This is a genomic window from Nocardia sp. NPDC019323 (genome assembly GCF_044389845.1).
GTDB classification, from domain to species: Bacteria; Actinomycetota; Actinomycetes; order Mycobacteriales; family Mycobacteriaceae; genus Nocardia; species Nocardia implantans.
In genome coordinates this window covers 41038-64159 of sequence record NZ_JBIRYN010000006.1, presented here as the reverse complement: position 1 = coordinate 64159, position 23122 = coordinate 41038, and the positions used below count along the sequence as shown (strand labels likewise).

The window sequence follows — 23122 nt, the reverse complement described above, 5'->3', positions numbered from 1 at the left end:
GGTACCGAGAAAATCTCCCCCATGGGCAGCCTCGCCCGCGGAACCGGTCCAGGGCGCCGTTGACCTGGTCGTGCGACCGTGCGGGACGCTCGACATTGCGCGTCTCGTCCGCGAGCGAGTCCTTTGCACAATGTGAAACGTGTCACGCACCCGGGGTATTCCGGATTCCGATGGTTTCCATGACGAGTAGGTGCGATCCTTCGGACTCCGGCGCGGCGCGCACCGGCACGCTGTCGGCGTGCTCCGCGTTGCGGCCGTCGAGCACCGTGCCGAACAGGTCCGGGAGCCGACTCCCGAATGCCCGTTGTCGGAGCCGGTCACGCCGAGACGGAGCATTGCGCAACAGCTCGTGATCATGCGCGTTCGTCTACCGTGGAGGGGGTGGATGCGCTCGCCAGTCTGCTCGAAGGCCCTCGCGCTCGCGGCGCGTTCCTGATGTGTTCGCTGCTGGATCCGCCGTGGTCGCTGCGCATCCAGGACGAAGCTCCGCTGACCGTGCTGTCGATGATTCGCGGCGGCGCCTGGATCGTCACCGACGCGGGCGCGCCGCGGCAGCTCGGCGCGGGCGATGTGGCGATCTTCCGCGGGCCCGCGCCGTACACGGTGGCCGACGACCCGGCGACCGAACCGCAGATCATCATCCATCCCGGTCAGGTGACGAAGACGCCGCAGGGCGAAATTCTCTGCGAGACGCTGAGTCTGGGCGTGCGGCAGTGGGGCACCGATCCGGACGGAGCCACCCTGATGGTCACCGGAACCTACGAGTCCGCGGGCGCGGCCAGCCGTCGCCTGCTGCGCGCGCTCCCGCCGGTGCTGGTGTTGCGGCGCGGCGAGTTGGACAGCAGGGTGCTCGACCTGCTGGTCGACGAGGTGACCAAGGACGAGCCCGCGCAGAGCGCGGTGCTGGACCGTCTGCTCGATCTGGTGCTGATCGCCGCGCTCCGTGCCTGGTTCTCCCGCAACGACGCGCCCGCCTGGTACCACGCTTACGGCGACCCGCTGGTCGGGAAGGCCCTGCGCCTGTTGCAGCACAATCCGGCGCACGGGTGGACGGTCGCCGGCCTGGCCGAGGCGGTGGGGATGTCGCGGGCCGCGCTGGCGCGCCGGTTCACCGACCTGGTTGGCGAGCCGCCGATGGCGTTCCTCACCGAATGGCGGCTGGCGCTGGCCGCCGATCTGCTGCAGGAATCCGACGCCACCATCGAGGCCATCGCCCGTCAGGTCGGGTACGGCAGCGCCTTCGCGCTGAGCGCCGCGTTCAAACGGCACTTCGGTGTCTCCCCGCGCGACCACCGGCACAGCCGCGTGCGGTCAGGCCCGGAGGAGGGAGCTCGCGTAGCCACGTAGGGCCCCGCACGCGGCACGATCGACACAGCGGGACGACTACTGAGCTATCGTCGGCCGGGTGACGCAGCAGTATCCGGTGCTCTGGCCGGTGCCGACCCGGTGGGCCGACAACGACCACTACGGGCACGTGAACAACGTGACCTACTACTCGTACTTCGACACCGCGGTCAACGCGTGGTTGATGCACGCCACCGGAACCGACATCCGCGAGCTGCCCGCGCTCGGCGTGGTGGCGCAGACCTCCTGCCAGTACCTGGGCTCGATCAGTTTCCCGGACCAGTTGCAGGTCGGCTTGCGCATCTCCCGGCTCGGACGCTCCAGCATCACCTACGACCTGGCCATCTTCCGCGAGGCCGACGGCGAGCTGGAACTGTCGGCCACCGGTGTCTTCGTGCACGTCTACGTGGACGCCGATACGCGCAAGCCGGTCGAGATTCCCGAGGTCATCCGCACGGCCGCGGCCGCGCTCGTCACCGAGTGACCGCCGGGCCGGTCAGACGCGGCTGAGCAGGGTGAGCGGGTCCTCCAGGAATCCCGCGACCGTGGCGAGGAAGCGGGCGGCGAGTTCGCCGTCGACCATGCGATGGTCGAAGCTGACGCCCACGGTGGTGACCCACCGGACCGCGATCTCGTCGCGAACCACCCACGGCCGCTTGCGGATCGAGCCCAGGCACAGGATCGCGGCCTCGCCCGGATTGACCAGCGGGACTCCGGCGTCCACACCGAAGACGCCGACGTTGGTGATGGTGAACGTGCCGCCGCGCAGCTCCGCGGGCGTCGCGCCGCCCGCGCGCGCGGTGTCGGCCAGCCAGCCGATCTCCTTGGTCAGGTCGCGCAGGCTCAAGGTCTGCGCCTCTTTGATGTTCGGCACCAGCAGCCCGCGCTCGGTGGCCACCGCGATGCCCAGGTTGACGTAGTGCTTGGTGACGATCTCCTGAGCGGCTTCGTCCCAGCAGGCGTTCATGCCGGGGAAGTCGGCGAGCGCGGCCAGCGCCGCCTGCGCGACCAGGGCCAGCGGGGTCAGGGTGAGGCCCGCGAAGGGTTTCGTACTGCGCAGATGATCGAGTAGCTCCATCGAGGCGGTGCCGTCCACGGTGACGAACGTGCTGGCCTGGGGAATGGTGCGCGCGCTGGTGAGCATCGCCGCCGCGGTGCGCTTGCGGATGCCGCTGATCGGGGTGCGCTCTTCGCGAATGGACGGCCGGACCGGTCCGGCATCCGCGACGGTGGGCGCGGTTGCCGCGCGCGGCTGCGAGACGGGTACCGCGCCGCGCACGTCCTCGACGGTGACCGCGCCGCCGGGACCGGAACCCGCGATGAACCACAGGTCCAGGCCGAGTTCGCGCGCCAGTTTCCGCGCGGCGGGCGTCGCCGCCGCGCGGGCCGGGCCGGGCGCATGATCCGGTTGTCGCCGGTGCGGTTCCTCCGCCGCGCCGACATCGCCGGGCCGCGAGACGCCGGGCTCCTGCGCCTCGCCGCCCGTGCCATCGGGCCGCGAGGCGCGGGATTCTCCGGGTCGGCCGCCTACGCCACCGGGCCGCGAAAGGCCGGGTTCCGCCGGGCTGTTCATGCTTTCGGTTCGCGAGACGCCGGGCTGTGCCGGAGGGCGCCGCCGGGACGTCGCCTCCGCCTCGGGGCCGTAGCCGACCAGGACCGACGTGCGGCCCGCTTCGTTCGTCGTCTGTTCTGTTCCCGCTGTTCGTATGCGAATGAGCGGCGCTCCGACCGCCACGGTGTCGCCCGGCTGCGCCAGCAGTTCGACCACCCGGCCCGCGAACGGCGACGGCAACGAGACGACCGCCTTGGCCGTCTCGACGTCGGCGATGGCCTGGTTCAGCTCGACCGTGTCGCCCACGGCCACCGCCCACGAGACCAGTTCGGCGTCGGTCAGCCCTTCGCCGAGGTCCGGCAGCCGGAACTCCAGCACGGAGGCCGGAAGATCCTGGCCGGCAGAATTCTCCACGCGGCACCTCTCACTACGGCGAGCCCGCCTCACGCGGCGAGGGAACGGTCGACCGCGTCGAGAATGCGGTCGGGGTCGGGCAGATGGTGCTTTTCGAGCTTAGCCGGGGGGTAGGGGATGTCGAATCCGCCGACGCGCAGCACGGGCGCTTCCAGGTGGTAGAAGCAGCGCTCGGTGATCCGCGCGGCGATCTCGGCGCCGAGCCCGGCGAATACCGGAGCCTCGTGCGTGACGATCAGCCGCCCGGTCTTCGCGACCGACCGCTCGACGGTGTCGAAGTCGATCGGCGAGAGGCTGCGCAGATCGATCACCTCGAGCGAGTGCCCCTCCCCTTCAGCGATCTTCGCGGCCGCCAGCGCGGTCGCCACGGTCCCGCCGTAGGCGACGACGGTCGCGTCCGCACCCGTGGCGCACACGCGCGCGCGATCCAGCGGCAGGCCGCCGTCGCGATCGAGCGCGGCGAAATCGACGTCGGCCTTGTCCCAGTACCTGCGTTTGGGCTCGAAGAAGATCACCGGATCGTTCAGCGCGATCGCCGCCCGGATCATCGAGTACGCGTCGGCCGGGTTGCTCGGTGACACGACGCGCAGCCCGGCGGTGTGCGCGAAATAGACTTCGGGAGATTCGGAGTGGTGCTCGACCGAGCCGATCCCGCCGCCGAACGGGATGCGAATGGTCAACGGCGCGTGCACCTTCCCCTGGGTGCGGTAGTTGATCTTGGCGACGTGCGAGACGATCTGGTCGAAGGCGGGATAGACGAAGCCGTCGAACTGGATCTCACACACCGGCCGGTACCCGCGCAGCGCCATGCCGAAAGCCGTTCCGACGATGCCGGATTCGGCCAGCGGCGTATCGATGACGCGGTTGTCGCCGAAGTCCTTCTGCAAGGTGTCGGTCACCCGGAAGACCCCGCCGAGGCGGCCGATGTCCTCGCCCATCAGCAAGACCTTCGGATCATCCTCCAGCGCGCGGCGCAGGCCGGTGTTGAGCGCGGCGGCGAAGGTGGTGATCATCGCGGGACTCCTTCTCCTCGTGCGGAGGACCCGCCGGGATCGCCGGCCAGGTATTCCGCGTACGCCCGCCGCTGTTCGGTGATCAGCGGATGCGGGGTGGTGTAGACGTGGTCGAAAAGCTCGCTCGGCGCGGGATCGGGCATGTCGATGGTCGCGCGGCGCACCGCCGCGGCCACCGCGTCCGATCGCTCGGCGACCCGCGTGCCGAACGCGTCGTCCCAGTGGCCCTCACGTTCGAGCAGTCTGCGGATGCGGTCGATCGGATCGCGCCGCGCCCATTGCTCGGTCTCGGCGGCCGAACGGTAGCGGGTGGGATCGTCCGCCGTGGTGTGCGGGCCCATCCGGTAGGTGAGCGCCTCGATGAACGACGGTCCGCCGCCGGTGCGCGCCCTGGCGATCGCCTGCCTGGTCACGGCGAGCACGGCGAGCACGTCGTTGCCGTCGACCTGCCTGCCAGGCATGCCGTAGCCGTAGGCGCGGCGGGCGATCGGCGTCGCGCTCTGCACCCGCACCGGCGCGCTGATCGCCCACTGGTTGTTCTGGCAGAAGAACACCACGGGCGCGCTCCAGGTCGCGGCGAACCCGAGGGCTTCGGCCAGGTCCCCCTGGCTGCTGGCGCCGTCGCCGAAGTACGCGATGGTGGCTATCTCCGCGCCGTCCAGGTGCGCCGCGAACGCGTAGCCGGTGGCGTGCAGGCCCTGGGAGCCGACGACGATGTTGGGGTTGGTCATGTTCACCGCGTGCGGGTCCCAGCAATGGTGCGCGGCGCCGCGCCACAGCCGGGTGAGATCGGTGGGCGGCACGCCGCGGCAGTAGGCCACCGCCGTCTCGCGATAGCTGCAGAAGACGTAGTCGTCGGGATGCAGCGCGTGCGCGGAGCCGACCTGGGCGGCCTCCTGCCCGAGCATCGGCGCCCACAGGCCGAGCTGGCCTTGCCGTTGCAGGGCGGTGGCCTCTAGGTCGATCCTGCGAGTCACCACCATGTCCGCGTACAGCGCCCGCAGCTCGTCCGGCCCGATGTCGGCGACCAGCGCGGCGTGCTCACGGTCGAGGACGCGGCGACCGTCCGGCTGCACCAGCTGCACCGGATACTCGGGTTTGCCCGGCATGGGTGATCGCCTCCTCGACTGGTCGGATTGTGTCCTAACTCACAGCATCCACCCCAATGCGAACTGCGCAAGTGGTCGGCCGCGGCATGGGCAGAATGCTCAATTGCGACCCGCGCGGTGGTGTCATACTGCGTGGTATGACCAGAGAAAGCGCCGGCGTGAGCCTGGACGCCACCGACGCCAGGCTGTTATTGGAACTGGTCGCCAACCCCAGGGCGACGGGTGTCGAGCTGGCCACCCGGCTGGGTCTGTCCCGCAATACCGTGCAGGCCCGGTTGTCCCGCTGGGAGGCCGGCGGCGTGCTGGGCAGCTTCGAGCGGCGCGTCGAGCCGCGCGCGCTCGGTTATCCGCTCGCGGCGTTCGTCGCGGTGGTCGTCGACCAGCACCAGCTGGATTCGGTGGTGGACGAACTCGCCGAGGTGCCCGAGGTGACCGAGGTGTGCGGCATGACCGGACTCACCGATCTCACCGTGCGGGTGGTCGCGCGCGACGCCGACGACCTGTATCGCATCGCCGGGCAGATCCTCAAGATCCCCGGCGTCGAGCGGACGAACATGGCGCTGGTGATGCGGGAGCTGGTCGGTCCGCGCACCGCTCCGCTGCTGGAGCGGCTGGCGAATTCGGGCTGAAAACCTTGTCGCCGAGTCCGATCGAGAGCCCACGAATTCTCGGCCGGGCACCGGGTTCCAGTTCGCGCAGATACGCCACGCGACCGGTATCAGGTGGTCGCGGTCTTCTCGGCGGGGGGCGGTGATCTGCCGCTAGGGTGCGGGAATGGAGATTTCGGGCAAAGTTGCCATTGTCACGGGGGCTGGCGCGGGGATCGGCGCGGCGTTGGCCGCCCGGCTGGTCGCCGCCGGTGCGCGCGTGGTGCTCGCCGACCTCGACGGCGAGAGCGCCGCGCGGGTCGCGGAGTCTCTCGGGGCGGATGCGGTCGCGGTCGGCGGGGACGTGGCCGACGAGGCGGTGATCCGCGCGTTGCTCGAGCGCGCCGAGGCGGAGTTCGGACCGGTCGACTTGTACTTCGCGAACGCGGGCATCGGCGGCGGCGCGGGTCTGGACAGCACCGATGAGCAGTGGGCGGCGGCGCTGGAGGTCAACGTGATGGCCCACGTCCGCGCCGCGCGGCTGCTCGTGCCGGGGTGGCTGGCCCGTGGCGGTGGCTATTTCGTCGGCACGGCGTCGGCGGCGGGACTGCTCACCCAGCTCGGTTCGGCCCCTTACGCGGTGTCCAAGCACGCGGCCGTCGGTTTCGCGGAGTGGCTGTCGGTGACCTACGGCGACCAGGGGGTGCGGGTGAGCTGCGTGTGCCCGATGGGTGTTGACACGCGGCTGCTGCGCGGCGGCCTCGTTCCGCCGGAGCATGCCGCCGAAGCCGAACTCGCGGTCAAGGCCGTGACCAGCGCGGGCGCGGTGCTGACACCGGAAGAGGTCGCCGAAATCGTGCTCGCCGGAGTGGCCGACGAGCACTTCCTGATCCTGCCCCACCCCGAGGTCCTGAAGATGTACCGCCACAAAGGTTCCGATTACGACCGCTGGATCGATGGCATGCGCCGCTTCCAGGCCGCGCTGCGCGCGTAAGCGGCTGCCTCGCCTCCGCTCGGCCCGGCGCGGGCTGTGGGCGGACTGCGTGCGGCTGCGCTCCCCAAGTGGTCGCCTCACACTTCATCGGGCCTGGTAGGGGGGCCGGTGGAGTTGTGCTCGGTGGGCGCTGTTCGGCCCGGCGCGGGTTTGTGGGCCGAGTCTGTCCGGCTGCGGCTATCGGGGCGGCTGCTCGCGCCACATCGGCCTCGCGCGGGCCTCCGACCGCGCTCATTTCTGCGGCGGCAGCACCTTGCGCACCACGAGACCGGCGAGCAATGCCCAGAAGGCGGCGCCGATGTTCGCGAAGCCGACTCCGGAGGCGGCGATCAGGAAGGTCACCACGGCGGCCTCGCGGTGTTCGGAGCGCAGCGCCGCCCCGAGCGCCGCGGCCAGGGTCGCCAGCAGGGCCAGACCTGCGACGGTTTCCAGTGTTCCGGCCGGAGCGGTCGCGATCAGCGTGACCAAGGCGGCCGAGCCGAGCGCGAGCAGCAGGTAGATCGCGCCCGTGGTGAACGCCGCGATCCAGCGCCGCTTCGGGTCCGGATGCGCCGAGGGAGCCGCCGAGAGCGCGGCGCTGATGGCGGCGAGATTGATCGCGTGCCCGCCCGCGGGCGCGCCGACGATGGTGCCGAGCCCGGTGACCGTCATCGCCGCGCGCCACGGCACCCGGTAGTCGAACGAGGCCAGCACCGCGGTGCCCGGGATGTTCTGCGAGGCCATGGTGACGATGTAGAGCGGAATCGCGACACCGATCACGGCTTGCCAGCTCCACTGCGGCAGCGTCAGCTCCAGGTGCGGAGCCATCGCGCCGACGTCGAGGCGCCGGTGCTGCACGGCGATGCTGACGGCGGCGGCGACCGCGGCGGTGGCGAACGCCGCGATCACGGCCCAGCGCTGGGCATATCGTTGCAGCACCAGCCAGACCAGGATCACCGGCGCCACCACCGCCGGACTGGTCTGCACCGCCCGCACCGGCGCCAGGCACAGCGGCAGCAGCACTCCGGCCAGCATGGCCTGCGCTATCTCCACCGGAATCGCCGCGACCAGCGCGCCGAGCCGCTGCCACAGTCCGGTGACGACGATCAGCACCCCCGCCACCGCGAACGCCCCGATCGCGGCGGGCCAGCCGCCCGTCACCGCGCCCGTCCCCGCCAGCAGCGCCGCGCCCGGCGTCGACCAGGCCAGCGTGATCGGCATGCGGTAGCGGTAGCTCAGCGCCATCATGCCGATCGCCTGCGTGACGCACAGCGCCAGCAGGCCCGACGCGGCCTGGGCGTGGCTCGCCCCTACCGCGGTCAAGCCGCTCAGCACCACGGCGAACGAGCTGGTGAATCCGACCAGCGCCGTCACCGCGCCCGCGCCCAGGGGCAGCGCCAGTCCGGCTCGCGACCGTTCCTGCTGCGGGGTGGCAGTGGTCTCGGTGGATACGTTCGACATCGGTGGCATATTGCCGCTGGTCACGAAGGCGTGTCGCCTGCCAGTGCCGCGAAACTGGCCTGACTTGCACCTGCGGGCGGCAGCGGCGCGAGTGTTCGGCGACATCGGCACATCCGGATGCGTAGGGTGGGGGAGTCGGTGCGCGAGGACGCGATTCGGGATGAGGAGCTGAGTTGAGCGCGGTACTGATCTCACCGGAGGAGCTTCGGGAAGCGTTGGCGGACAAGCGGCTTCGCCTACTGGATGTGCGCTGGGCGCTGGGTGATCCGGACGGGCCGCAGCACTATCTCGCCGGGCATGTGCCCGGCGCGGTGTTCGTCGATCTGGAAACCGAGCTGGCCGCGCCGCCCTCACCCGCGCGCGGCAGGCATCCGCTGCCGGACCCCGCGCAGCTGGAGAAGTGCGCGCGCAGCTGGGGGTTGTGCGAGGGTGACCCGGTGGTCGTCTACGACGCCACCGGCGGCATGGCGGCCGCGCGCGCCTGGTGGCTGCTGCGCTGGGCGGGCGTCGCGGACGTGCGCATCCTCGACGGTGGGTTGCCCGCCTGGATCGAAGCGGGTGGCGCCGTCGCGACCGGCGCCGAGCCCGACCCGGAACCGGGGGACGTCGAACTGCGCCCCGGCCACCTGCCCGTGATCGACGCCGACGCGGCGGCGCGCTGGAAGGGCGTGCTGCTGGATGCCAGGGCGGGCGAGCGTTTCCGCGGCGAGGTGGAGCCGATCGACCCCCGCGCCGGGCACATCCCCGGCGCGTTGAGCGCTCCGACCGCCGACAATCTCGACGCGGCCGGGCGCTTCCGCGCCGTGGCGGAGCTGCGCGACCGGTTCGCCGGTTTCGGATCCGGGCCGGTGGCCGTGTACTGCGGTTCCGGCGTGACGGCGGCGCACCAAGTGGCGGCGCTCGCCATCGCGGGCGTGGAGGCGGCGTTGTATCCCGGGTCGTGGTCGCAGTGGTCGAACGATCCGAAACGACCGGTCGCGACCGGTAGCTGACGCCTTACAGCCAGGCCCGGGCCAGGAGGTCGTCGTCGGCGACCTCGCTCACCCGGGGCGGGAACCGGGTGGCCGCGATCGACTCGATATGCGTCCCGTCGTGGCCGATCACCCACGAGCCACCGCGCTCCTCGCATTCGGCGATCTTGGCGAAGGTGGTGAGCAGGAAAGTGATCGCCTCACGCGGGTCGGTGGTGCGGGCCAGCCGCTGCGATTCACCCGGACGCGACAGGTCCAGCCACACGCCACACTGCCCGTCGAGGCGCATCCCGACGATCTTGTCGGCATGCACGAAGGTGAATTTGCGCCGTTCCCACGTGGTCGTCGGTGTGAAGCTCTGCTCGAGAACCTGGAGCAGAATCGTCATGCTGCTTCCTCCGCTTTCTCGAAACCAAGCTGCGGTTGTTCTGCGATGACCTGCGGATATTCCAGTATGTGCCGGTTGGGCGCAGAAATCCACAACGGTCGTGGCACGGTGTGCGCGGCCGTGTCGTACCCGCCTGCTTGGATGGGGTGATGCTGCACGGACTGTGGTCGCCGGGTGCCGGGTTGCTGCTCTGGCACGACTCGCAGGCCGCCACGACGTCCGCCGATCTTCCCGATCCGCTGGGCGGCGTACTGCGGGCATCGAAGTTCCGGCACCGGGCCGAGGTCATGGTCGTCGAGGGCGGGGCCGCCGGGACGGCGCGGGTTCGCGCGCACGCCCTGGCCCCGGCCGCGGCGGCGCGGGCCCTGCGGCAACGGTTGCCCACCGAGCTGGTGTCGGGGGATCTGCGCTACCTGGCACATGTCGCGAGCGGCATCGAACGCTGGGTGCGCGCCGGGCGTGTCGTGCCGGAGCTGCGCAGGGAGGACGGCCAGTGGTGGGTGCGCTGGCGGCTGGTCGGCGGGGAGCGGCAGCGGGCCTGGCTGGCCGAACTGGCGGTCGCCATGCCGGAGGCGTTGCGGGTGGCCGGGCGTCCGGCGGCACTGCTCGACAACCTGGTCACCGAACTCACCGACCCGATCGCGCGGTCACTGGCCGACCTGCCGGACTCACCGCATCCGCTGGTGGCCGCCCTGGTCGGCGATGTTCCGCTCGACAGCGGCAGCTATCAGGTCGCCGAGGTGCTCGAGCGCTGGCGGGCCAGCCTGACCGGTGACGAACCGGAACTGGTGCTGCGGCTGCTCGAGCCGGACGGCGAACTCGGCGCCGCCGACGAGTCGGTGGCGCTGTGGCGACTGGAGGTGTGCCTGCGGCTCACCGGCGAGGCGCCGAGAACCATTCCGCTGCAAGATGATCCGAATCTGGTCCGGATAGCGGTGGACAAGCTCGGCGCGGCCCAGCGGGCGTATCCGAGGTTGCGTGATCTGCCGAGCGATCCGCGCAGCATGGATCTGCTGTTGCCCACCGAAGTGGTGCTCGATCTGGTCGCCCACGGCGTACACGCCCTGCATGACGCGGGCGTTCAGTTGCTGCTCCCGCGCGCCTGGAGCGTCGCCGAGCCGAGCATGCGGTTGCGGGTGGAGAGCGCGGTGCCCGCCGCGGAGAGCACGGTGGGTATGCGCGGCCTGGTCTCCTACCGCTGGGAACTCGCGCTCGGCGGGATGGTGCTCACCACGGCCGAGATGGAACGGCTGGTGCGCGCCAAATCCGATCTGGTCCAGTTGCGCGGCCAATGGGTGCAGGCCGATCACAAGGCGCTGGCCGCCGCGGCCAAGTATGTCGCCGCGCACGCCGACGACTCGCCGATCACCTTCGCGGACATGCTCGGCGAGATCGCGGTCTCCCGGGTGCCGCAGGTGCCGATCACCGAGGTCACCGCCTCGGGATGGGCCGGGGACCTGCTCGACCGCGCTCGGGAACCGGAAGCGGTCGCCGCGCCGGTCGGGCTGAAGGCCGAGCTGCGGCCCTACCAGGAACGCGGCCTGGCCTGGCTGGCGACCATGAGCCGGATGGGGTGCGGGGCGATCCTGGCCGACGACATGGGGCTCGGCAAGACCGTTCAAGTGCTGGCCCTGCTGGTGCACGAACGGGAGACGTCCGAGCCGCAGCCCGGCCCGACTTTGCTGGTGTGCCCGATGTCGGTGGTCGGCAACTGGCAGCGCGAGGCGGAGCGGTTCGCGCCCGATCTGCGGGTGTGGGTGCACCACGGCGCGGGGCGGCGAGCGGGCGCCGAGTTCGACGAGACGGTCGCCGCCGCGGATCTGGTGATCACCACCTACGCGCTGCTGGCGCGCGACGCCGGGGAACTGGGCAGGCAGCAGTGGGACCGCGTCGTGCTGGACGAAGCGCAGCACATCAAGAACGCGGGGACGCGGCAGGCGCGGGCGGCGCGGTCGCTGCCCGCGCGACATCGGCTGGCGCTCACCGGCACTCCGGTGGAGAACCGCTTGGAGGAGCTGCGCTCCATCATGGATTTCGCGATGCCCAAAGTGCTCGGCAGCCCGCAGTCGTTCCGCGCCCGCTTCGCGGTGCCCATCGAACGCGAGCGCGACCAGAACGCGATCAGCCGCCTGCGCTGGCTCACCCAGCCGTTCGTGCTGCGCCGGGTGAAGACCGACCCCACGGTGATCAGCGACCTGCCGGAGAAGCTGGAGATGACCGTGCGGGCCAACCTCACCGTCGAGCAGGCCGCCCTCTACCAGGCGGTCGTCGACGACATGCTCGCCAAGCTGAAGGACGCGAAAGGCATGGCCCGCAAGGGCGCCGTGCTCGGGGCGCTCACCCGGCTCAAGCAGGTGTGCAACCATCCCGCGCATTTCCTGGGCGACGGGTCGAGCCTGCTGCACCGAGGGGCGCACCGCTCCGGCAAGCTCGCCCTCGTCGAGGACGTGGTGGACGCGGTGCTGGCCGACGGCGAGAAAGCGCTGTTGTTCACCCAGTTCCGGGAATTCGGCGAACTGGTCGCGCCGTATCTGGCCGAGCGGTTCGGCGCCGAGATCCCGTTCCTGCACGGTGGCGTGCCGAAGAAGAAGCGCGACGCGATGGTCACCGGTTTCCAGGCGCAGAACGGTCCGCCGCTGATGTTGTTGTCGCTCAAGGCCGGTGGCACCGGGCTGAATCTCACCGCCGCCAATCACGTGGTCCACCTGGATCGCTGGTGGAATCCCGCGGTGGAGAACCAGGCCACCGACCGCGCCTTCCGGATCGGCCAGCAGCGCAATGTGCAGGTGCGCAAGCTGGTGTGCGTGGACACGATCGAGGAGCGGATCGACGAGATGATCAACGGCAAGCGGCAGCTCGCCGATCTGGCCGTCGGCGCCGGGGAGAACTGGATCACCGAACTGAGCACCGACGAACTGCGCGATCTGTTCGCCCTCGGCGCGGCGGCGGTGGGCGAATGAGTCCTTTCATCGACTACTCCGAGTACGGCAAGAAGCTGCCGGTGCGCGGCGGAGTGGAAGCTCGCAGCAGGCGCGGCGGTTTCGGCCGTACCTGGTGGGGCAAGGCGCTGGTGGAATCGGTGGAGCGGATGGCGGAGCCGGGGCGGCTGGCGCGCGGCCGCAACTACGCCAGATCCGGTCAGGTGGTGAACTACCGGATCGAGCCGGGCGCGGTGACGGCGGAAGTGCAGGGCAGTCAACCGCGCCCGTTCACGGCGGTGTTCACCGTGCGCCCGTTGCGCGAGGACGAAATCGAATTGCTCATCGAGACCATCCGCTCGGCGCCGGGCATGCTCGCCGAGATCGCCTCTGGCGCGCTGCCCGCCGGGCTGGGGCCGCTGCTGCTGCCGAGCACCGCGGCGGACCTGGATTTCACCTGCACCTGCCCGGACCCGGGCTGGCCGTGCAAGCACGTGGCCGCGGTCTGCTACCTGATGGCCGAGCGGCTCGACGAACACCCGCGCGAGATCCTGACCCTGCGCGGACTCGATCTGGACACCCTGATCGGCGGCATCGAACGCGAGCCGAGCCCCACGGTCGCCGACGATCCGTACGGTGAGCGCAGTATCTTGCCGGACTTGCCCGCGGTCGAATTCCGGGCCGCCCTGGAAGACTTGGATCCGTTGCTGCTGCGCAAGGCGCTGCGGATGACCTCGGCGGAGGAGACGGTCGCGGCGACCGGTCTGCGCGATCTCACCGCGCTCTATCGGCGGTTCGACCGCTGAGTTTGGTTGGCACCCAGCATCGGGGCTGTCGGTTACCGCCGGTCTGTCGGGGCGGGATCGATACCGGCGGAGCGAAGGGACCGGAGACTTCCCGACGCCGGGTGCCACCATCCAGTGTCGCGCCGCGTAACCCGTGCGGGAACTGCCCCAGCGACGCCCGGCTGCTGCCCTTGTGCCGAACTTGCCGAGTCGTCGGCCTCGCGCCGCCGGAGCGCCGCACGCCTCGTCTCCGGGCCGCAAAAGCGCACAGACCTGCGTAAACATCCTGTTATACGCTGACAGTGTGGCAGGAAAGAGCCCGGCGGCCGGGTCGCCCCGCGACGACCTCGGCGCTCCGGTGGATCTGCGAACACCTCCGCGCCGGGTGGTGTCGCTCGTTCCATCACTCACCGAGGCGGTGGCGCGCACTTGCCCGGACGTCTTGGTGGCCGCAACGCGATGGTGCACGCACCCAGCCGACTTGGCGGTCGAGCGGGTCCGTGGGACCAAGAACCCGGATGTCCGCCGGATCATCGAACTCGCTCCCGACCTGGTGCTGTGCAACAAGGAGGAGAACCGCCGCCGCGACGTCGAACGGCTGCGCGCGGCGGGAATCCCGGTGTGGGTGACCGAGATCGAGACCGTCGAGGATGCCATGGCCTCCCTCGCCCGGCTGTGTGTCGAGGCGCTCGGCGTCGACATCCCCGCCTGGCTCGCCGAGGCTCGAACCGCTTGGGCCGCACCACCGCCCGAACCGGTACGCGCGGCCGTCATCCCGGTCTGGCGGAATCCGTGGATGGTGGTGGGCCGCAACACTTTCACCGGCGACATCGCCCGCCGTCTCGGCCTGCGGCTCGTGCACGCCGATCGCCCCGACCGCTATCCGCGCATCACGGAGGCCGAATTGACCGAAGGCGTGGACATCGCGGTGCTGCCCGACGAGCCCTACGTCTTCACCGAAACCGATGGACCGGAAGCATTTCCGGGCATACCGGTCGCGCTGGTCGAGGGCCGGGCCCTCACCTGGTACGGGCCGTCGTTGGCGACCGCCCGCGAGACCCTTACCGCGCAGCTGGCCAGGGCGGCTCAACCCGATTCGTAACGCCCACCGACAACCGGATCAGTCCGCGATCCGGTACACGCGCTGCGCGGTGGTCCGGAAGATCTGCTCGAGTTCGGCCTGCCCGCCGCCGTGGCCGGTGACGGCCGTCGCGATCGCCTCGATGCTGTTCGCGATGCTGGTGACCGGCTTGTCCACCGGGAAGTTGGACCCCCAGATGAGACGGTCCGCGCCGAAGACGTCCAAGGCGTGCTCGACCAGCGGGCCGATGCGGTCGAGCAGTTGGGGCACCGGTGTCGGCGTGCCGCGCGGCGGGATCGGATGCCCCAGGATCGGCATCATCAGTCCGCTCACCTTCGCGACCACGTTCGGCCGCTCGGCCAGCGCGGCCAGATCGTCGCGCCATCGCACCAGCAACTGCCTGCGCAGGCCCGGATTGGCGCCGGTGTGTTTGCCCACCGCCCCGAAGATGCCAGCGGGGGTGCCGAGGTGATTCAGCACGATCGGAACTTCGGGATAGCGCTCGGCCAGCGCGGTGACGTCGGGAATCGCGTGCGAGTAGACCCACGCTTCGAACGAAAGGCCGCGCTCGGCCAGCCGTGCGAAGCCGTCCAGGAATTCCTTGGTGACGAGTTTGCCCGGCGTGCCGGTGAACGACCGCACCCCGGGATCGGGATGGTGGGCGACCATGGTGCGGATACCGCGCAGAAGCGGCGAGGCGGCGGCGTGCGCGTCGAGCAGTTCGCCGAACCCCGGGTCGGCCGGGTCGCCGCCGGCGAGGATCGCGCCGAGCCGAGGCGCCTCCGCCAGCGGCAGTCCCGCGACCCAGGCGGTCTCCCCGGCCTTCCCCAACGGTCCCGATTGCGACCACTCGACCTCGATGTGCGCGATCACCTCGATCGGCGCGTTCCCGGCGTCGGCGCGGTAGTCGAACGGCAGGTAGGGCCGCAGGTAGGCGACCGGATCACCGACGAACTCCCGGTCCCGCCGCGGCGCGAGGCGCTTGGCCGCGTCCACCGGCACCGGCAGCAGCCGGAACAGTTTCGCCAGAGCGCTGAAATCCCGCGGTGTGGTGAACGGATCCCACTGGTGGATATGTGCGTCGATGATCCGGATTCCCGATAGCTCCATGTCTGCCGTCCCAACCGCGCCGAAGGTTTGCCCGGCGATTGTCACATGCCCGGCGCGCGGTGCGTCCGGAATCCGCGTCGGCCGAGTCTGCGCGGCGGGTCCGGCCGGATCGGCGGGCGAACCCGGTGCGCGAGCGCGAACGGCCGTCCGCTGAGCACCGCCAGCTCCGAATCCGCGCGTCCAGCTCACACGTTGCGGCGGTATTGACCGCCGACGGTGAAGAACGTGTCGGTGACCTGCTGCAACGTGCACACGCGTGCGGCGTCCATCAGCACATCGAAGATGTTGTCGTCGGTGCGGGCCACCGCCTCCAGCCGGGCCAGCGCGGCGTGGGCTGCGTCGCGGTTGCGCTGCTGGAACTCGCGCACCCGCCGCAGCTGGGACTGCTTCTCCGCTTCGGTGCCGCGCGCCAGTTCCAGCTCCCGGTGCGGCTCCTCGTGGGAGTTGCGGAAGGTGTTCACCCCGATGATGGGCAGCGAACCGTCGTGCTTGCGCTGTTCGTAGCGCATCGACTCGTCCTGGATCTTGCCGCGCTGATAGCCGGTCTCCATCGCGCCGAGCACGCCGCCGCGTTCGCTGATCCGCTCGAACTCGGCCAGCACCGCCTCCTCGACCAGATCGGTGAGCTCGTCGATCAGGAAGCTGCCCTGCAGCGGGTTCTCGTTCATCGCGACGCCCCACTCGCGGTTGATGATGAGCTGGATGGCCAGCGCGCGCCGCACCGATTCCTCGGTGGGCGTGGTGACCGCCTCGTCGTAGGCGTTGGTGTGCAGGCTGTTGCAATTGTCGTAGATCGCGATCAGCGCCTGCAACGTGGTGCGGATGTCGTTGAAGTTCATCTCCTGCGCGTGCAGCGAGCGGCCGGAGGTCTGGATGTGGTACTTCAGCTTCTGCGACCGCTCGTTGGCGCCGTAGCGGTCCCGCATGGCGATCGCCCAGATGCGGCGGGCCACCCGGCCGATCACGGAGTACTCCGGATCCATGCCGTTGGAGAAGAAGAACGACAGGTTCGGCGCGAAGTCATCAATGTGCATGCCGCGCGCGAGATACGCCTCGACATAGGTGAATCCGTTCGCCAAGGTGAAGGCCAGCTGGCTGATCGGGTTCGCGCCCGCCTCGGCGATGTGATAGCCGGAGATCGACACCGAGTAGAAATTGCGCACGCCGTTGCGCACGAACCACTCCTGGATGTCGGCCATCATGCGCAGGCTGAACTCGGTGGAGAAGATGCAGGTGTTCTGGCCCTGGTCCTCCTTGAGGATGTCGGCCTGCACCGTGCCGCGCACCGTCGCCAGCGTGCGGGCGCGCACGTCGGCCGCTTCGGCGTCGGTCGGCGGCCGTCCCTGCTCGGCCGCGAAGCGGTCCAGCGCCTGATCGATCGCGGTGTTGAGGAAGTAGGCCAGGATGGTCGGCGCGGGGCCGTTGATCGTCATCGATACCGAGGTGGTGGGCGCGGTCAGGTCGAAACCGTCGTAGAGCACCTTCATGTCGTCGAGCGAGGCGATCGACACGCCGGACGTGCCGACCTTGCCGTAGATATCGGGCCGCTCGGCGGGATCGTGCCCGTAGAGCGTCACCGAATCGAAGGCCGTGGACAGCCTTTTCGCGTCGGAATGCTCGCTGAGCACCTTGAACCGGCGGTTGGTGCGGAACGGGTCGCCCTCGCCGGCGAACATCCGCGCCGGGTCCTCGTTGTCGCGTTTGAAGGGGAACACTCCGGCGGTGAACGGGAAGCGCCCCGGCAGATGCTCGGCGCGCAGGAATCGCAGCAGCTCACCGTGGTCGGTGAAACGGGGCAGCGCGACGCGCGGAATCGAACTGCCCGACAGAGTCTCCCGGCGCAGTGGGGTGTGGATCTCCCGGTCCCGCACCCGGACCACCTGTTCTTCGCCGCGATACGACTCGGCGAGCGCGGGCCACTCCGCCAGCAGCGCGGCGTTCGCGGGGGTGAGATCGGCGCGGGCGCGTTCGGCCAGTTCCGCGACGGCGGTGTCGTCGGGCAGTTCGGCCGCGACCTGCTCCAGACGTTGCAGCCGTCGCGCGGCCGGCACCTGCGCGGCGGTCTCGGCGTGGTAGTCGCGCACGGTCTCGGCGATCTCGGCCAGGTAGCGCACCCGCGCGGGCGGGATGAGCTGGGCGAAGCGGGTGGACGCGCGGGTGTCCACCCGGGGCAGCGCGCCCGGCTCCAGCCGCAGGCCGTGGTTCGCGAGCAGGCCGGTCAGGTGCTGGTAGAGCGCCGTCACGCCGTCGTCGTTGAACGTCGCCGCGCTGGTGCCGAACACCGGCATGTCCTCCGGCGCGGCGTGGAAGGCCTCGCGATTGCGGACCAGCTGCCTGGCCACGTCGCGCAGCGCGTCCGCGGCGCCGCGGCGCTCGAACTTGTTGATCGCCACCACGTCCGCGTAGTCCAGCATGTCGATCTTCTCCAGCTGGGAGGCGGCGCCGAACTCGGGCGTCATCACATACATCGACACGTCCACGTGGTCGATCACCGCGGCGTCGCCTTGGCCGATGCCCGGCGTCTCCAGGATGACCAGGTCGTAGCCCGCCGCCTTGCAAGCGGCCACGATGAGATCGATGTTGTCCGGCAGTTCGTGTCCGCCGCGGGTGGCCAGCGAGCGGAAGAAGACGTGCTCGCCGTCGAGGGCGTTCATCCGGATGCGGTCGCCGAGCAGCGCGCCGCCGCCGCGCCGCCGGGTCGGGTCGACGGCGAGAATCGCCACGCGCACCTTGTCCTGCTGGTCCGACCGCAGCCTGCGCACCAATTCGTCGGTGAGCGAGGACTTTCCTGAGCCGCCCGTCCCGGTGATGCCGAGCACCGGCACGGTGCGCGCCGCCGCGGCCTCGGCCAGCTTCCTGCGGTCGGCCTCCGGCAGCGCGTCCGCTTGCAGGCAGGTGATGGCGCGCGCCAGGGCGGCGCGCTCGCCCGCGAGCACCGCGTCCGGCGCGGGCGGCTCGGCCGCGAGGTCGACATCGCAAGCGCGGATCAGCTGATTGATCATGCCGGGCAGGCCGAGTCGCTGTCCGTCCTCGGGGGAGAAGATGGTCACGCCGGACGCGGCCAGCCGCGCGATCTCCTCCGCCACGATCACGCCACCGCCGCCGCCGAAGATCCGCACGTGCCCGGCTCCGGCTTCGCGCAGCGCGTCGGCGAGATATTCGAAGTACTCCACATGGCCGCCCTGGTAGGAGCTGACCGCGACGCCCTGGGCGTCCTCGGTGAGCACGGCGTCGACCACCTCACCGACCGAGCGGTTGTGGCCGAGGTGGATCACCTCCGCGCCCTGGCTCTGCAGGATGCGGCGCATGATGTTGATCGCCGCGTCGTGCCCGTCGAACAGGGCCGCCGAGGTGACGAAGCGAACGGGATGGGTGGGCGTGTAGAGCGCGCTGCTGTCAGCCACTGGGGATTCCTCCGGGGATTCCATTGTCGCCCGATACTAGGACGTCAAACTAATCGTACGGTGACTGGCGTCACATCGCCAGCGCGTCGCGCGGCGGTGTCTTCGTGTTGCTGTCGAGCGATGGACCTGGAACTCCGGTCGGTCGCGCGGCCGATCGTGTTGTCATAGCGGCGGACTCGGACATACTGGGCGCATGGTGAGCGACGGCAGAGCGGACGCCGCGATCGGGCGGCTGGTCGCCGACGGCGTGCTGACCCGTGACCAGGCCGACGCGGTGCTCGCGGCGTTGGCCGTCGAGCGGGCCGCGGTGTCGGCGCGCGGCAGGGTGCTCGCCGAAATCGCCTCGTACGTCGGCGCGGGTCTGCTGTTCGGGGGAATCGCCCTGGTGGCGGCCTCGTCCTGGGATGCGCTCGATCGGCCGGTACGGGTCGGCGTGCTCGCCGTCGTGGCGGCCGGTCTGCTGCTCGGAGGAGTGCTGCTCGCCGGGCTGCCGTCCGGTCGCGGGAACGCCCACAGCGCCCGCGGCAGGTTGGCGGCCGCGCTGTTCGCCCTCGGTTCCGTCGCGGTCGCCGGCTCCGTCGGCACCGCGCTCGACGGAGCCGATGCCGGTTGGGTTTTCGCGTGCGCGGCCGGGGCGGTGATCGCGGTGCTCGGTTACCTCGCGCTGCCCTCCGTGCTCGGCATGCTCGTCTGCGCCTGCTTCGTGCCCGCGGCCGTCGCCGGGGTGCTGACCGAAGTGTTCGACCTCGACGACATGTGGGCCGCCGTGGCGGTGCTACTGCTCGGCGCCGGGTGGTTCGGCCTGACCAGAACCGGCGCCACGGCCGACCTCCGGGTCGGATACCTGATCGCGATCGTCACCTCCGTCGCGGCAGCGCAGAGTCTCGACGGCCGGGCCTGGGCCTATGGGGTGACGGCGGTGATCGCCGTGGTCTGCTTCGCGTTGTACGCGACGCAGCGCTCGGCGGTGCTCGTCATCGGGGGTGGGGTCACCATCGCGGTCGCCGCCGGGGAGGCGGTCTCGGAATGGACCGGCGACTCCCTCGGCGCGGCGGCGGTGGTCGTGGCGATCGGCGCGATCACGCTCGCGGCGGGCGCGTTCCGGTTGACGCGGCCGCGGCGGGACAAGCGACCAGATCCGCCGGTGGCGGTGCCGAAGACGTAAACCGCCCGGCGGTCGCGGCCGACCCGGCGGCTGCGCTTGCCGTCGGCATAGCCGCGGTGGTGGGATGAATCACATCGTTCTTGGCGCAGTACCAATACTTGGACGTCCAACTATAGGATGACCGGCATACCGCACCGCGGTGTCCCGATCGCTACGAGAACAGGACTGGCATGGTTCGCGAACTCACCCATTTCATCGGCGGACAGCATGTGCCGGGCACGTCCGGCAACTTCGGCGACGTCTTCGACCCCAACCTCGGCCAGGTGCAGGCGCGGGTGCCGCTGGCGAGCAAGTCCGAGGTCGAGGCGGCCATCGCGAACGCGGAGGCGGCGCAGCCGGTGTGGGCCGCGTTCAACCCGCAGAAGCGGGCGCGGGTGCTGATGAAGTTCCTGACGCTGGTGCAGGACGAGATGGACTCGCTGGCTGCCCTGCTGTCCTCCGAGCACGGCAAGACCATCGCCGACGCGAAGGGCGACATCCAGCGCGGCCTGGAGGTCATCGAGTTCGCCACCGGCATCCCGCACCTGCTCAAGGGCGAGTACACCGAGGGCGCGGGCACCGGCATCGACGTCTACTCGATGCGCCAGCCGCTCGGCGTCGTCGCGGGCATCACCCCGTTCAACTTCCCGGCCATGATCCCGCTGTGGAAGGCCGGTCCCGCGCTGGCCACCGGCAACGCGTTCGTGCTCAAGCCGTCCGAGCGCGACCCGTCGGTGCCGCTGCGGCTGGCCGAGCTGATCCTCGAGGCCGGTCTGCCCGCCGGTGTGTTCAACGTGGTCAACGGCGACAAGGAAGCCGTCGACACGCTGCTGCACGATCCGCGCGTCAAGGCCGTCGGCTTCGTCGGCTCCACCCCCATCGCGCAGTACATCTACGAGACCGCGACCGCGAACGGCAAGCGCGCCCAGTGCTTCGGCGGCGCGAAGAACCACGCGATCGTCATGCCCGACGCCGACCTCGACGACGTGGCCGATCAGCTCATCGGCGCAGGCTACGGGTCCGCGGGCGAGCGCTGCATGGCCATCTCGGTGGCCGTCCCGGTCGGCGAGGAGACCGCAGACCGCCTGGTGGCCAAGCTGACCGAGCGGGTGCGCAAGCTCAACGTCGGCCGTTCCGACGATCCCGGCGCCGACTACGGTCCGCTGGTCGGCCAAGACGGCGTGAACCGGGTGAACAACTACGTCCAGATCGGCATCGATGAGGGGGCCGAGCTGGTGGTGGACGGCCGCGGCCTGGTCGTGGAAGGCGCCGAGAACGGCTACTTCGTCGGCGCGACGCTGTTCGACAAGGTGACCACGGACATGCGGATCTACCGCGAGGAGATCTTCGGCCCTGTGCTCAGCGTGGTCCGCGCCAAGGACTACGAGGAAGGGCTGCGGCTGGCCAACGAGCACGAGTACGGCAACGGCGTCGCGATCTTCACCAGGGACGGCGACACCGCCCGCGACTTCGCCGCGCGCGTGCAGGTCGGCATGGTCGGCATCAACGTGCCGATCCCGGTGCCGATCGCGTACTACACCTTCGGCGGCTGGAAGCGTTCCGGCTTCGGGGACCTGAACCAGCACGGCCCGGACTCGATCCGCTTCTACACCAAGACCAAGACGGTGACGCAGCGCTGGCCCGCGGGCCTGAAGGAGAGCAACGCGTTCGTCATCCCGACGATGGACTGACGCGGATGTTCGCACTCGACGACGACGAGAAGGCGATCCGCGACACCGCGCGCGGCTTCGCCGACGAATTCCTCGCCCCGAACGCGCTGGAATGGGACGAGCAGAAGCATTTCCCGGTGGACGTGCTGCGCAAGGCCGGTCCGCTCGGCCTCGGCGGCATCTACGTGCGCGAGGACGTGGGCGGTTCGGGGCTGCGCAGGCTCGACGCCGTGCGCATCTTCGAGCAGCTGGCCACCGGCTGCCCGGCCATCGCCGCCTACATCTCCATCCACAACATGGCGGCGTGGATGATCGACCGCTACGGCGACGACGATCAGCGCAACCGCTGGCTGCCCGGACTGACCGCGATGGAGACGCTGGCCAGCTACGCGCTCACCGAGCCGGGCGTCGGCTCGGACGCGGCGGCGTTGAGCACCAAAGCCGTGCGCGATGGTGACGACTACGTCTTCAACGGCGCCAAACAGTTCATCTCCGGCGCGGGCGCCACGGACGTCTACGTCGTGATGGCCAGGACCGGAGACTCCGGAGCGCGCGGGATCTCGGCGTTCATCGTGCCCGCCGACACTCCCGGCATCTCCGTGGGAGCCAACGAGAAGAAGATGGGCTGGAACGCGCAGCCGACCCGTCAGGTGATCTTCTCCGACGCCAGGGTCCCGGCGGCCAACCGGCTCGGCGCGGAGGGCGACGGCTTCCGCATCGCGATGAACGGGCTCAACGGCGGCAGGCTCAACATCGCCGCGTGCTCGGTCGGCGGCGCGCAGGCGGCGCTGGACAAGACGGTGCCGTATCTCGCCGAGCGGCACGCGTTCGGCAAGCCGCTGCTGCGGAATCCGGCGCTGCAATTCGAACTCGCCGATATGCGCATCGAATTGGAGGCCGCCCGCACGCTGCTGTGGCGGGCCGCCTCCGCGCTGGACGCCGACGCGCCGGACAAGGTGGAGCTGTGCGCCATGGCGAAGCGCTTCGCCACCGACGCGGGCTTCGAGGTGGCCAACAAAGCCCTGCAACTGCACGGCGGCTACGGCTACCTGACCGAGTACGGCGTGGAGAAGATCGTCCGGGATCTGCGGGTGCACCAGATCCTCGAGGGCACCAACGAAATCATGCGGGTGGTCGTCGCCCGCGCATTGGTAGGAGCGGCATGAGCGGTCAGGCCCGGAGGCGGCAGCGCAGCGTG

18 protein-coding genes are annotated in these 23122 nt (G+C 70.4%); 11 read left to right on the top strand and 7 right to left on the bottom strand.

Annotated elements, in window-relative coordinates; genetic code table 11:
* Positions 1 to 381: 381 nt before the first annotated feature.
* Together ACH49X_RS22400 and ACH49X_RS22395 are read left to right on the top strand one after the other, a co-directional pair.
* Positions 382 to 1347, top strand: coding sequence for an AraC family transcriptional regulator (locus tag ACH49X_RS22400; RefSeq protein ID WP_357103654.1), 966 nt, complete (start codon positions 382 to 384; stop codon positions 1345 to 1347).
* A gap of 58 nt (positions 1348 to 1405) precedes the next feature.
* Positions 1406 to 1828, top strand: a complete 423-nt coding sequence (locus tag ACH49X_RS22395) for a thioesterase family protein (RefSeq protein WP_357103651.1) — start codon at positions 1406 to 1408, stop codon at positions 1826 to 1828.
* Between the two features lie 12 nt (positions 1829 to 1840).
* Here the strand turns inward: ACH49X_RS22395 and ACH49X_RS22390 are convergent, their stop codons facing one another.
* From ACH49X_RS22390 to pdhA, 3 genes are all read right to left on the bottom strand, one after another.
* On the bottom strand, positions 1841 to 3274 hold the full coding sequence (locus tag ACH49X_RS22390; protein ID WP_397070883.1) for a dihydrolipoamide acetyltransferase family protein: 1434 nt from the start codon (positions 3272 to 3274) through the stop codon (positions 1841 to 1843).
* A gap of 65 nt (positions 3275 to 3339) precedes the next feature.
* A complete protein-coding gene (locus ACH49X_RS22385) occupies positions 3340 to 4323 on the bottom strand; it encodes an alpha-ketoacid dehydrogenase subunit beta (RefSeq protein WP_195080569.1) in 984 nt (327 codons plus the stop codon).
* On the bottom strand, positions 4320 to 5432 hold the full coding sequence (pdhA, locus tag ACH49X_RS22380; protein ID WP_357103645.1) for a pyruvate dehydrogenase (acetyl-transferring) E1 component subunit alpha: 1113 nt from the start codon (positions 5430 to 5432) through the stop codon (positions 4320 to 4322). Before pdhA ends, ACH49X_RS22385 begins: the two co-directional genes overlap by 4 nt.
* 137 nt (positions 5433 to 5569) lie before the next feature.
* On the opposite strand from pdhA, the gene ACH49X_RS22375 reads away from it, so the two are divergent.
* Together ACH49X_RS22375 and ACH49X_RS22370 are read left to right on the top strand one after the other, a co-directional pair.
* A complete protein-coding gene (locus ACH49X_RS22375) occupies positions 5570 to 6061 on the top strand; it encodes an Lrp/AsnC family transcriptional regulator (RefSeq protein WP_195080571.1) in 492 nt (163 codons plus the stop codon).
* Between the two features lie 145 nt (positions 6062 to 6206).
* The gene (locus ACH49X_RS22370) at positions 6207 to 7013 is read left to right on the top strand and encodes an SDR family oxidoreductase (RefSeq protein WP_357103642.1); all 807 of its coding nucleotides are present in this window, start codon (positions 6207 to 6209) and stop codon (positions 7011 to 7013) included.
* A gap of 231 nt (positions 7014 to 7244) precedes the next feature.
* Here ACH49X_RS22370 and ACH49X_RS22365 read toward each other — a convergent pair whose 3' ends face one another.
* Positions 7245 to 8453, bottom strand: coding sequence for a benzoate/H(+) symporter BenE family transporter (locus tag ACH49X_RS22365; protein WP_357209004.1), 1209 nt, complete (start codon positions 8451 to 8453; stop codon positions 7245 to 7247).
* 173 nt (positions 8454 to 8626) lie between these two features.
* Here ACH49X_RS22365 and ACH49X_RS22360 point away from each other — a divergent pair, with 173 nt between their 5' ends.
* The gene (locus ACH49X_RS22360; protein WP_397070722.1) at positions 8627 to 9445 is read left to right on the top strand and encodes a sulfurtransferase; all 819 of its coding nucleotides are present in this window, start codon (positions 8627 to 8629) and stop codon (positions 9443 to 9445) included.
* Between the two features lie 4 nt (positions 9446 to 9449).
* Here ACH49X_RS22360 and ACH49X_RS22355 read toward each other — a convergent pair whose 3' ends face one another.
* A complete protein-coding gene (locus tag ACH49X_RS22355) occupies positions 9450 to 9812 on the bottom strand; it encodes a hypothetical protein (protein ID WP_195080575.1) in 363 nt (120 codons plus the stop codon).
* A 149-nt stretch (positions 9813 to 9961) separates the two neighbouring features.
* On the opposite strand from ACH49X_RS22355, the gene ACH49X_RS22350 reads away from it, so the two are divergent.
* From ACH49X_RS22350 to ACH49X_RS22340, 3 genes are all read left to right on the top strand, one after another.
* Complete coding sequence (locus ACH49X_RS22350; protein ID WP_357209002.1) at positions 9962 to 12772, top strand: DEAD/DEAH box helicase; 2811 nt, start codon at positions 9962 to 9964, stop codon at positions 12770 to 12772.
* Positions 12769 to 13536 (top strand): SWIM zinc finger family protein, encoded by a 768-nt coding sequence (locus ACH49X_RS22345; RefSeq protein ID WP_357103633.1) that lies wholly within the window; start codon positions 12769 to 12771, stop codon positions 13534 to 13536. The genes ACH49X_RS22350 and ACH49X_RS22345 overlap by 4 nt, the downstream gene beginning before the upstream one ends.
* Positions 13537 to 13819: 283 nt before the next feature.
* On the top strand, positions 13820 to 14617 hold the full coding sequence (locus tag ACH49X_RS22340) for a helical backbone metal receptor (RefSeq protein WP_195080578.1): 798 nt from the start codon (positions 13820 to 13822) through the stop codon (positions 14615 to 14617).
* Between the two features lie 18 nt (positions 14618 to 14635).
* Here ACH49X_RS22340 and ACH49X_RS22335 read toward each other — a convergent pair whose 3' ends face one another.
* Together ACH49X_RS22335 and icmF are read right to left on the bottom strand one after the other, a co-directional pair.
* The gene (locus tag ACH49X_RS22335; RefSeq protein ID WP_357209000.1) at positions 14636 to 15706 is read right to left on the bottom strand and encodes an amidohydrolase family protein; all 1071 of its coding nucleotides are present in this window, start codon (positions 15704 to 15706) and stop codon (positions 14636 to 14638) included.
* A 185-nt stretch (positions 15707 to 15891) separates the two neighbouring features.
* Complete coding sequence (gene icmF, locus ACH49X_RS22330; RefSeq protein WP_357103629.1) at positions 15892 to 19110, bottom strand: fused isobutyryl-CoA mutase/GTPase IcmF; 3219 nt, start codon at positions 19108 to 19110, stop codon at positions 15892 to 15894.
* 193 nt (positions 19111 to 19303) lie between these two features.
* Here icmF and ACH49X_RS22325 point away from each other — a divergent pair, with 193 nt between their 5' ends.
* From ACH49X_RS22325 to ACH49X_RS22315, 3 genes are all read left to right on the top strand, one after another.
* The gene (locus tag ACH49X_RS22325) at positions 19304 to 20275 is read left to right on the top strand and encodes a DUF2157 domain-containing protein (RefSeq protein WP_357208998.1); all 972 of its coding nucleotides are present in this window, start codon (positions 19304 to 19306) and stop codon (positions 20273 to 20275) included.
* A gap of 170 nt (positions 20276 to 20445) precedes the next feature.
* Positions 20446 to 21945, top strand: coding sequence for a CoA-acylating methylmalonate-semialdehyde dehydrogenase (locus ACH49X_RS22320; RefSeq protein ID WP_357208996.1), 1500 nt, complete (start codon positions 20446 to 20448; stop codon positions 21943 to 21945).
* Positions 21946 to 21950: 5 nt separating this feature from the next.
* Positions 21951 to 23090 carry an isobutyryl-CoA dehydrogenase gene (locus ACH49X_RS22315; RefSeq protein ID WP_195080583.1) on the top strand — a complete coding sequence of 380 codons (1140 nt, stop codon included), beginning with the start codon at positions 21951 to 21953 and terminating at the stop codon, positions 23088 to 23090.
* Positions 23091 to 23122 lie beyond the last annotated feature (32 nt).

What these genes read in the sequence shown, in the direction of transcription:
- ACH49X_RS22385 (WP_195080569.1), bottom strand. Translation starts at nt 4,323, where the DNA reads ATGATCACCACCTTCGCCGCCGCGCTCAACACCGGCCTGCGCCGCGCG.
- pdhA (WP_357103645.1), bottom strand. Translation starts at nt 5,432, where the DNA reads ATGCCGGGCAAACCCGAGTATCCGGTGCAGCTGGTGCAGCCGGACGGT.
- ACH49X_RS22375 (WP_195080571.1), top strand. Translation starts at nt 5,570, where the DNA reads ATGACCAGAGAAAGCGCCGGCGTGAGCCTGGACGCCACCGACGCCAGG.
- ACH49X_RS22370 (WP_357103642.1), top strand. Translation starts at nt 6,207, where the DNA reads ATGGAGATTTCGGGCAAAGTTGCCATTGTCACGGGGGCTGGCGCGGGG.
- ACH49X_RS22365 (WP_357209004.1), bottom strand. Translation starts at nt 8,453, where the DNA reads ATGTCGAACGTATCCACCGAGACCACTGCCACCCCGCAGCAGGAACGG.
- ACH49X_RS22355 (WP_195080575.1), bottom strand. Translation starts at nt 9,812, where the DNA reads ATGACGATTCTGCTCCAGGTTCTCGAGCAGAGCTTCACACCGACGACC.
- ACH49X_RS22350 (WP_357209002.1), top strand. Translation starts at nt 9,962, where the DNA reads ATGCTGCACGGACTGTGGTCGCCGGGTGCCGGGTTGCTGCTCTGGCAC.
- ACH49X_RS22345 (WP_357103633.1), top strand. Translation starts at nt 12,769, where the DNA reads ATGAGTCCTTTCATCGACTACTCCGAGTACGGCAAGAAGCTGCCGGTG.
- ACH49X_RS22335 (WP_357209000.1), bottom strand. Translation starts at nt 15,706, where the DNA reads ATGGAGCTATCGGGAATCCGGATCATCGACGCACATATCCACCAGTGG.
- ACH49X_RS22325 (WP_357208998.1), top strand. Translation starts at nt 19,304, where the DNA reads ATGGTGAGCGACGGCAGAGCGGACGCCGCGATCGGGCGGCTGGTCGCC.
- ACH49X_RS22320 (WP_357208996.1), top strand. Translation starts at nt 20,446, where the DNA reads ATGGTTCGCGAACTCACCCATTTCATCGGCGGACAGCATGTGCCGGGC.
- ACH49X_RS22315 (WP_195080583.1), top strand. Translation starts at nt 21,951, where the DNA reads ATGTTCGCACTCGACGACGACGAGAAGGCGATCCGCGACACCGCGCGC.